General features: G+C 39.1%; 9 protein-coding genes and 1 pseudogene. 2 read left to right on the top strand and 8 right to left on the bottom strand.

Annotated features, from left to right (window positions below; genetic code table 11):
- Window positions 1-90: 90 nt before the first annotated feature.
- Window positions 91-633, bottom strand: coding sequence for a dihydrofolate reductase family protein (locus F9Y84_RS14385; RefSeq protein ID WP_168756766.1), 543 nt, complete (start codon window positions 631-633; stop codon window positions 91-93).
- Between the two features lie 855 nt (window positions 634-1,488).
- Complete coding sequence (locus F9Y84_RS14380) at window positions 1,489-1,686, bottom strand: hypothetical protein (RefSeq protein WP_147391453.1); 198 nt, start codon at window positions 1,684-1,686, stop codon at window positions 1,489-1,491.
- Window positions 1,687-1,822: 136 nt separating this feature from the next.
- On the opposite strand from F9Y84_RS14380, the pseudogene F9Y84_RS22235 reads away from it, so the two are divergent.
- Window positions 1,823-1,965, top strand: a pseudogene (locus F9Y84_RS22235) (IS110 family transposase); the annotation flags it as partial.
- 333 nt (window positions 1,966-2,298) lie between these two features.
- Here the strand turns inward: F9Y84_RS22235 and F9Y84_RS14375 are convergent.
- Entirely contained in the window at window positions 2,299-2,640 is a 342-nt protein-coding gene (locus F9Y84_RS14375) for a zinc ribbon domain-containing protein YjdM (RefSeq protein WP_125252608.1), read from the bottom strand.
- Window positions 2,641-2,818: 178 nt separating this feature from the next.
- Between F9Y84_RS14375 and F9Y84_RS14370 the strand changes: the two genes are divergently transcribed.
- Window positions 2,819-3,262, top strand: a complete 444-nt coding sequence (locus F9Y84_RS14370; RefSeq protein ID WP_147391454.1) for a hypothetical protein — start codon at window positions 2,819-2,821, stop codon at window positions 3,260-3,262.
- A gap of 302 nt (window positions 3,263-3,564) precedes the next feature.
- Here F9Y84_RS14370 and F9Y84_RS14365 read toward each other — a convergent pair whose 3' ends face one another.
- From F9Y84_RS14365 to F9Y84_RS14345, 5 genes are all read right to left on the bottom strand, one after another.
- The gene (locus F9Y84_RS14365) at window positions 3,565-3,774 is read right to left on the bottom strand and encodes a cold-shock protein (RefSeq protein ID WP_010603820.1); all 210 of its coding nucleotides are present in this window, start codon (window positions 3,772-3,774) and stop codon (window positions 3,565-3,567) included.
- A gap of 350 nt (window positions 3,775-4,124) precedes the next feature.
- A complete protein-coding gene (locus F9Y84_RS14360; RefSeq protein ID WP_147390960.1) occupies window positions 4,125-4,958 on the bottom strand; it encodes an alpha/beta fold hydrolase in 834 nt (277 codons plus the stop codon).
- A gap of 162 nt (window positions 4,959-5,120) precedes the next feature.
- The gene (locus F9Y84_RS14355) at window positions 5,121-6,077 is read right to left on the bottom strand and encodes an acyltransferase (protein ID WP_147390961.1); all 957 of its coding nucleotides are present in this window, start codon (window positions 6,075-6,077) and stop codon (window positions 5,121-5,123) included.
- A 276-nt stretch (window positions 6,078-6,353) separates the two neighbouring features.
- Window positions 6,354-8,564, bottom strand: a complete 2,211-nt coding sequence (locus tag F9Y84_RS14350) for a sensor domain-containing protein (protein ID WP_211091643.1) — start codon at window positions 8,562-8,564, stop codon at window positions 6,354-6,356.
- A gap of 549 nt (window positions 8,565-9,113) precedes the next feature.
- Window positions 9,114-9,458, bottom strand: coding sequence for a VOC family protein (locus F9Y84_RS14345; RefSeq protein ID WP_125252605.1), 345 nt, complete (start codon window positions 9,456-9,458; stop codon window positions 9,114-9,116).
- Between the last annotated feature and the right edge of the window lie 24 nt (window positions 9,459-9,482).

Below are 9,482 nucleotides of genomic sequence, written 5' to 3'. Positions count from 1 at the left end.
CATTAAATGCCAGACCGAGAAAGTGTTTAGGGTATAAACAGCCTGCTGTTGTATTCAATAAATTACGCAAAGTACGTAAAGCAGCTTAATTTAGCGAGTGGTGCACTTCGGAGTTGAATTCGCGGCTTCTATATTTGTAAGCTTAATACTTTTATTCAATTCGCCAAAAAGCGGAATACCTTTACCTAAAATGATTGGTGCTTTTGTAATTGTCATTTCATTGAGTAGTTGAAGATTAATAAAATTCGTAATTGTAGTGCCGCCATCAATATAAGCATGTTTATAGCCACTACTTTTGAGTTGACTTATTAGCTTCAAAATGTCACCTGAATACATCTCAACTTTGTTACGTAAATTTTCAGGTGGCTCTTTCATTGTATTACTTAATACATAGATTTTTGTATCACCATAAGGCCATTGCTCAGGAGTCAAGTTAAAACCAGCAATAGCATCCATGCATTTTCGCCCCATAATCATGCAATCAACTGAGGCGATAAATTCATCAAATCCCATATCAGGGTTCTCACTCATATCTGCTTCAGAATTTCCTGCAGTGTGCAGCCAATCAACATCGCCATCAAATGTTGCTATATAGCCATCGGCACTGGTTGCAATATAAACGGAACACTTCATAGCTTATTTTTACTCCGAAATTGAGATTACTTATAACATCTCAGTTAAAACGCAAAATCTAGTTGGCTATGATCTGAATCGGATCGAAACCAAGCCAACGCAATTTTATTCACTTATCAAACAGTCTGATAATTATTGAACCCTCTCCTAGAAGTTTAGCTGACAGCTAAACTTCTAGGCGACCAAACCCAAAGGAGAAAGATCAATGAAATCCTATTCTACTTTTCATTAATATTATTGTGGAATTGGCCTTCATGCACACATTTTATACGTTTGCATACCTGATGAACGCGGTAATAAGGTTGTTCATCAAAAAATACAAGCTGATAAACATGAATTACTTAAACTGACTTCACCTTATCTTGAAGATATTGTTATTGGTGTCGTGTCATGCATTACTGGTATTGGATTAGTAATTGATGTGCTGAACATGATAGCGATTTTGTGCTTATGCCAGTAATAGCTGAATTTGACAGGTAAGTGTTGTCGGAGTAATAAGCTATTTCGCCGTGATTAGACACCGATTGATGCGCACTAATTTAAGCAATGCATTAAATCGTTTGCACCTTAGTTGAACCTTTAACTAACTGGACGAATGAGCCATCCGTTTGAGTGGCGCCAGATTAAGGTTAACTGATGAATATCTAGTGGCCCAAACATTAAGTTGTATCGACTGACTTGGGCAGTGGTGGTCGCAATAAGCTCCCTCAATCTGTGTTTGCCAAAAACGGTTTTAACGGCTAACCAACATAACGAAGTTGGACAGGTTTAGGAATGACTAATACAAATTAGCAGCTAAAAAGAATCGTTATGCTTACTGGATCGAAGAAGGTTCATATGTGTTATGTTGCAGTACTAATCTCCAGCATTTTTATTATTCTTCTCCGAATCACCACCGAAAATAGAGCCAAATCCAAACCAATAATGCCCAGTAAGAAATTTTGAAAGTACTGCTGACAACACAAGAGTAGTTAAGCCAATTCCCCACTGATTAGTTAAAATCAAATAAAATGAACCTATAAACAAACTAATGGCAATAATATTTTTAATCATCAACTACTCCTTGTTGAAACCCTATACAATATAGACATAATAACCTCCACACAGTGCTAACTTTCGACCTTCGTGGGTTAGTTAAAAAGCCTGAGCCATAATTAGTTTGTCAAATAACTAAACAGCAGATGCTAGCATGAATAGACGTAACATACTTTTCATGGCTTAGATACTCATAAAGAGATCATTGAGGTTGCCTACACTGAAGACAATCGCGGCGCACAACCTATTCATTTCAGAGGCATATCTATTGCTAAAAACACGATTAAAAGCTTATCAGGCAATACTTTTTTCCTTTCACTACTCGCTGTCACCCCCCCTATGATGACTATATTTTTCCGCATCACATACACGAAACCACTTTTTGAAAATAGCTAAGGTGTGCAGCTAAGCAATATCCCAAATAAGTTAAAGTTCATACTTCCCGCTGTATGTTTGCAACACAACGATTAATCAGTAGAACCTATATCATGACAGTTTAGGAGCTTTTGGGTCACACTGATATTCGTACAACTGAAAGGTATACTCATGCTATTGAGCCAAAACTTAGTTCCACTCTCAACCCACTGGAGCAACTTTAATAAAGCTCCATAACCCCTAAACACCGTCCACTTAAGTATTTGCTTTCTTGACAAACTTTGCTGTCACCATCATTTCACCAACACCATCAACCTTGCAGTCAAGCTCATGGTCTTTTTTATCTAGCACACGCCTTACCAAAGCTTTAGTGCCTATTTTAATGACTTGTGAACTACCTTTAATTTTTAAATCTTTAATTACTGTGACTTTATCGCCATCAGCGAGTAGTGTGCCGTTGGCATCTTTTACTTGAAAGTCGTCCTCTTTAGCAGTCGCATTAGGATCCCATTCGTAAGCACATTCAGGGCATATTAGTTGACTTTGATCTTGATAAACATATTCAGAATTGCATTTGGGGCAAGCAGGTAAAGACATAATTAACTGTATCACTTTTAAGGCTGTGTATCATCGGCATATGATACTGTAAAAGTGAGTAGAGCGTCCTCTATATTCGTCTTTAAATCGCTATTGAATTAAGAATAGCTACCCAAAATGTTGCGGCACGGCAATTGCTTAGTAATTAATCTATATTTCATCATATAAAGGATTACCTATGCTTGTTAGTCAAACTCAAGGGGTTGGCTCACCAACAATTTATAGCAGCCAGAGCCTGAATCAACCAAAAAAGGCTGAAGCGGTACAGAAAGACGCCCAAGTCTCCATTAGCCAAACCGCTAACAATGCCGAACATAATTGGCAAACTATTGCCTCTAAATACAACGTTCACAATATTTCTGCGGCAGAAGCACGAGCTATGTCCCGAGAACTATTCGAAGGAGGGTTTATTGATTCAGGCCAGATGATAGCTATCGGCGCGCCGATATCTATGACTGAAAACCCACATGAAAAGATTGATTTACTTGGAGATATGAAGCGTACATTTGAAATTTCAGCGGCTAGCGGCGGGCTCAGTAAAACATCACGAGAGATTTATGCTTCGGCGATCACTACGCTTGAAAATCTCGCCAAGACACACAGAAATAATATGCCAATTTGAGGAAGCAAACCTGATGCAAATACCAATTAGACTTAATACTTGCGCAATTTGAAGGAGTAAACCCGACGCTAACAGCGTTAAAAATTTCTTATTTAGAACAACCAAATAGCAAAATTTTTGCCTTGCCTATATGGATGTAGGTACCTTAGCGAGAGCAGTACGCGGTAGCCGTGTTATCGACAAGATTTTCCTGTCTCAAAATAGCTCACTTCATTAAGCTGATGGGCACAAGTTGATATTCGTTAAATTACAGACACAAAAAAAGCAAGCAATAGCTTGCTTTTTCTTCATCTATTAAGCGATTAAAGCTTAACGATGTTCTCAGCTTGAGGACCTTTTTGGCCATCAGTTACTGTGAATTCTACTCTCTCGCCTTCAGCAAGTGTACGGAAACCGTCACCTTTGATTGCGCTGAAGTGTGCGAACACGTCAGGGCCATTTTCTTGAGCGATGAAACCAAAACCTTTTGACTCGTTAAACCACTTAACGGTACCTGTAAGAGTGTTAGACATAATACTAATCCTGATATAAAAACAAAAACCAATGCTTTGCATTGATGAGCTATGCCCATGTGGGCGCATAGACCTAAATTTGTAGAGTGGATAAAACTTCAGGACGGTACTACTACAAGCAAACACTTATACAACAACGTAATGGAGATTTTAAAACACTGACTCAAATTCTGTCTATGAACATCATATAGGGATTCCACCCTAAGTCAATGTATTTTTAATCAGCAATATGACTCGTTAATGACAAACCTCAAAATTTTCTTGTGTATTTTTTCAACGTCTTATTTTTAAAGGCATTATTTCATCAATCCCGCGCCACCATTGATAATTGCAATAAAGTATTCATCAAATTACAGCCCCTTTTTGGGTGTTAACTCTTGAACGAGTTGCATCACTTGCTCTATCACTACTTGAGGTGCTTTCATAGGCACGGTGTGATCGCTATTTTGCGCAATAATCAACCGAGTATTACAATGTGATGCCAACATATTTTGACCTTCTCGCCATGCTTTTAGATCACGTTTGTTCGGGTCAAACGCATACTGCGCTGCAATCACCCGACATGGGACATTTTTAGGTATTTGATGAGGTCTAACACTCGCCACAGTTTCACTCAATGCCTGAGTTTCACGTCGTAACGCCCTGGCAAAAACATTGTCAGGTAACGTATCTATAGGTGGTAGTAATTTGTCAGGGGTGAGTGCTTGGGTTTTATCGATAAAGTAGACTGTGACAGGATCTACGTAGAGTAAAGCGGCTATTTGCTCAGGGTAATAAGTAATGTAATTTTGCATCATATAGTAAGCATAGGAGTGGCCTACATAGATGAACGGAGTACTAATATTCAGCGCTTTTAGTAACTGCTGCAAGTTTCGATTGTCAGTATCTACACTATAAGCTCTATGGCTAAGCTCACTCTTTCCGTAGCCCTCACGATTGTATGCCAACAGCGTATTTGGCACCCGCTGTGACAAACCTTTTAACACCAAAGTCCAGTAAATTGCGGGCGCAGCAGAGCCAGTTTCAAATACAATAGCCGGTTCGCTTCCTGCCACATGATACACTTGCAGTGAAACTGTATTTGCAACAACAATACGCTCTTTGATGGTACGCTCAAGCACAGCCTTCGCAAAGGCTGTGCTACTGGCAACAATACAGAATATAAAAAGCAGCTTGTGACACATCTATTTTCCTTGATGTTAACCTTTCCACTTGGGAAACAATGTAGCAGCTAATAACCAAATTCGCTATGGCTAGCATTGCGCCTGAGACTTAAGCAAGAACTCAGCTAAATCTCAGGTTTATCAAGCCAAAATCAGCAATAACAGAATCTAAATTTTTGCTTTTTATAAGATAAACTTAAGCTTTTTATTTACTCGAATTAAAAAGTGAGAAGCAAGCAAAGAAAGCCCGATACACAAAGCGGTCAACATGGTTGCTTCAACATCAGTAAACATTTTTAGCAAGCTAAGAAAGAATGAGTGAATAAAGTAGACCGCTGATGAATACAATGCAATATTTTTACTGTTTCCTGATACTTTTATTTTCGTAAAAGTAATGAAAACAAAAGGACACAGAATTAAAAGTGAGAAATAGTTATCGAACCCTTCATCCATGCTGGCTTGGGAGTAGTTGATATAAGACTCTAGCAGTAAGAAAGCAAGACCCAAAGCACTCAGCGTTGTAGCGCTTGTTAAACTAATCTTAGTATGAATGCGATGCTTATTTATCAAAAAACCAATACAGAAAAATGGATACGAAAAAAATAAAGCATTTCGATGAAACCAATTTAAGTTGAAAAAGTTATCTAGCCTACTCCCTTCAAAATAATGATAATTTCCTAAGTATTGGATCAGTATTCCTAGTGCGGCAGTGGCAACAATAGTTATAACCAAAATAGTAGATGAAAATCGTTGCAATGCGCATAGTAATAACGCTGCTCCCAACATTCCCGCGATATACCACAAATGATGGTAACCAACGATGATGTTTTTGATTAGCTCAATAATATCTTTTAACGAAAAACTCGGTAATGAAAACCAAAAATAGGAATAAAATAGCATCCATACTGCATACAGAATAAAGACTCGCTTCAACCACGTGGTTTGCCTTCCTTTAGCTAAAACAGGAAAAAAGTAAAACCCGTTAATGATCAAAAATACGGGGACTGCAATTCTAAATACACCTTGAACTGTAAGGTATGATCCCAACGCTGATATTTCACTTAAAAAGCCAGCATGTAAACCAACAACCATAAAAGCCATTGATAGTTTCAGAATATCGAGAGAGACATTTCTATCCATAAGTTATACTTACTTTCCTCTTTTGTAGACGATTGAAATATTTTATCAAAAAAACAGCAAAATAAGCTGCAAAAGTTCACTTAGGACCCTAACTTAAACTAAAAAGCGGTCCTGTCGTTAAGGAAGCTTTATTGAGCTATTTTTAGCCATGGAACAGGCATATAAGAATTAGTTTTTTTAAAGTAATTTTTATATCCCAATACAACAGTTATTTGAAATGCCCTGCGTAAGGACATCAATTACACGTCGACACACCATAGTAGCAATCCACTGATTTTATTTGGCTTTACGCCGCTCTATACTCATGTAAGTACTCAGTATTGGCGTGACGTCAGTTTCTGATAGAGGGGGATATAGGTGGTTTCCTTGGATCAGGTGGCACCCAGTAAGGTTTAATGACTTTACTTGTATCGGTGTTTCGACACCCACAGCTGTACTCTCGATCTCAAGTGTTTTTGCTATTTGGACTACCACTTTGATTAGATTATTCTGTGAAGCTAAAGACTCTGATGAAGCCAAAAATGCCGGTGGGATTTTTACTGCGTCGAATACAAAATCTTGTAAGTACAGCATGTTAGCATGACCAATACCAAAGTGATCGATAGCAATACGAATCCCGGTTTGTTCTAGCTCCTGTAAAATAGTTGGTGCTGTCTCGATTAAATCAATGATATCTACTTCTTTAATTTCTATTTCAACTTGGCGATACGCTATTTGATGTTGTGCAATCTGTGCTAAAAACTGCTTCATCAACGTTTGATCTGTTAACTCCACCAAAGAAAAGTTAAACGTGATAATTAGATTGTCAAAAGTACTACACCAAGTCTGCATTGCACGTAGCGCTCGCTGACGGATTTGTTGACCGATTTCAATCATCAATTCACCGTCACAGGCAACTTCAAAGAAGTCTTTCGGTAGCAGTAGTTGATCGCCCTGTTGCCATCTAGCTAGTACTTCTAGCTTTTTAATTTTTCGTGTGTGGGCGTCAATAATTGGTTGATAAAAAGGCACAAATGCTTGATTTTGTATCGCTGCAATAAGGTCGCTCTCTTGTTGCAGCCGCTTCTCAGCTTCATGGTCTAAACGAGCGTTATAAAATTGAAATTCTGTCTGTTTTATTTTCTTAGCTCGGTACATAGCGGCATCAGCATGTTTTATTAATGCTTCAGAGTCCTCGCCATCATCTGGATAAATAGCGACGCCAGCGCTAACGCAGGCTTTGATAGTTACTCGCTCGAGCGTATATTGACCATTAACACACGCCAATATTTTACTAATCACTTTTCGGACATATTTTTTGTTTTTGATACTGTCAATGAGTATCACAAATTCGTCTCCGCCCACTCTTGCAACAGTATCACACCGCCTGATTTGCCCAGTGAGCCTACTTGCGATTTCTTTGAGGAGTAAGTCTCCGTAATCATGGCCGAGAGAGTCATTGATTTTCTTAAATTTATTCACATCTACAAATATCAGAGCAAATTGATGCTGCACCCGCTTGGCTCTTTTGCACGTCTGAACGAGTCGATCATGAAGTAATAGTCTGTTTGGCAGGCCCGTGAGGGAGTCATGATGAGCCAGATGGTTCATTTTCTTCGCCATAAGCCTTGACTCTGTGACGTCTTGAAACACCATCACGGTTCCCAAGTATGTGCCGTCTTTAGCTATGATTGGCGAAAATGAATCTTGGATTGCAAAGGTTAACCCTAAATGATTAGTGATAGAAGTAAGTTCAGGTAGACAAATTGTATGGCCTTGCTTGAGACAACGTTCAGGAAATTCGTTGAGTGGTGTTTTAGTCACCTCGTGATACATAGGCATCACATCATCAAAATGCCGCCCCACAACCTCTTCGCTCAACATCGCCAACACCGCTTCCGTCACAGGATTGACATAAGTAATAACACCCTGAGTATCAGTACATATCACCCCATCTCCTATTGAATTTACTGTAACTTCGAGCAGCTCTTTCTCTGCTTTAAAGGCCTCAGTTAGCTCTACCTCTTTTTTCATGTCTTTGAAAATACATATATAGCGACAATGTGAGCCATTAAAATACAGTGGCACAACGATAGCCGTCATCGCGCTACCGTCACACTTAAGAGTACAGTTTGGATTCAGTTGGCCAAGTAACACAGGTAATAACCCTTGTTCTGACTCTGGTTTAGTATTTGAGAGCGAGATTAAAGCGTCTAATGACTCCCCTTCCACAGAAGCAACATCAGCAAACAAACACCGCGCTTGATCGTTAGCCTGTACAACGACCCCTGAGCCATCTAGTAACAGCTGAGGAAAGGGTGCATCAGCTCCTAAGTGAATACTTTGTTGCCGTGATACACCGCACCTGAAACACCACAACAGTAACGCTAATATAACGAAACATAAGGCACAATACACAAAGAGGTTCAGGTTAAATAAAGCAAATTTATCGGCCATCAACACCACTATCAGAAGCACAATGCTAATACCTGAAAATATTACTTTCATCGCCCAACTAACCTGAACTGAGTAAGGGAAAACGCTTTGGTAAAAACACGACACAAACAACACTAAAAAGCCCAGAGCCAATAAGATATTGTGTTACTGTCTGATACCAAAAAATGCGAGCTTAGGTAAGTTCTAACTATTGTTCACGACAGTAGTAAATTCAAGTTTGTAGGAGCAACGGCTAAGCGTAAATAGCCAAAGATTTGGATAAGGAGTCGGCTAATAGGTAGTTTTTAACGTCACACTAAATTGTTTCCAAATCTAGCCAGAGAGTTTTGGCGAGAACACAGCGCAGGTGCGGTGTTATCCCAAGGTTTGCTAACCCCCAAATACATCACTTAATTAAGATAACTGAAATTAAATAGCAATAATGGTAAATGATAGCGCTCTGTAAATAGGCTTTACAAAGCGTTTGACAGAAAATGTAACAGACCTCGAGATAACTGCTTGTTGTCTAGCAGAGACAATTCCGTAGCCGTGTTAAATTGATCTCCACAAGAGTAATATCCAACCATCTGGCTAACATGACATTATACTGTTGCGCTGTGGCTACTGAGACCAGACAGCCAACTCATTGCCGCTTGGCTCAACAAAATGAAAGCGGCGACCACCTGGAAACGTAAATATTGCTCTAACTATTTCACCTCCAGCTTGCTCTACTTTACTTTGTGCTAATTCCAAGTCATCACTATATAGCACCACTAATGCACCGCCGTTAGCTTGCTTTGAGCTACCTTGCGCTGTAAAAAAACCACCATTCAACCCTGCGTTTGAAAAAGCAATATAATCAGGCCCGTATGATTCAAACTGCCAGTTAAATACTTGTTCAAAAAATGCCTGAGTAGCGGGTAAGTCTTTTGCTGCCAATTCAATATAGTCAATATGATTATTCATTGGTTTCTCCTTCTCGTGTTACCA

This window comes from Pseudoalteromonas peptidolytica (assembly GCF_012641745.1).
Classification (GTDB): domain Bacteria; phylum Pseudomonadota; class Gammaproteobacteria; order Enterobacterales; family Alteromonadaceae; genus Pseudoalteromonas; species Pseudoalteromonas peptidolytica.
Note: the sequence above shows the minus strand (reverse complement) of the source record. Positions and strands in the feature narration are given on the sequence as shown.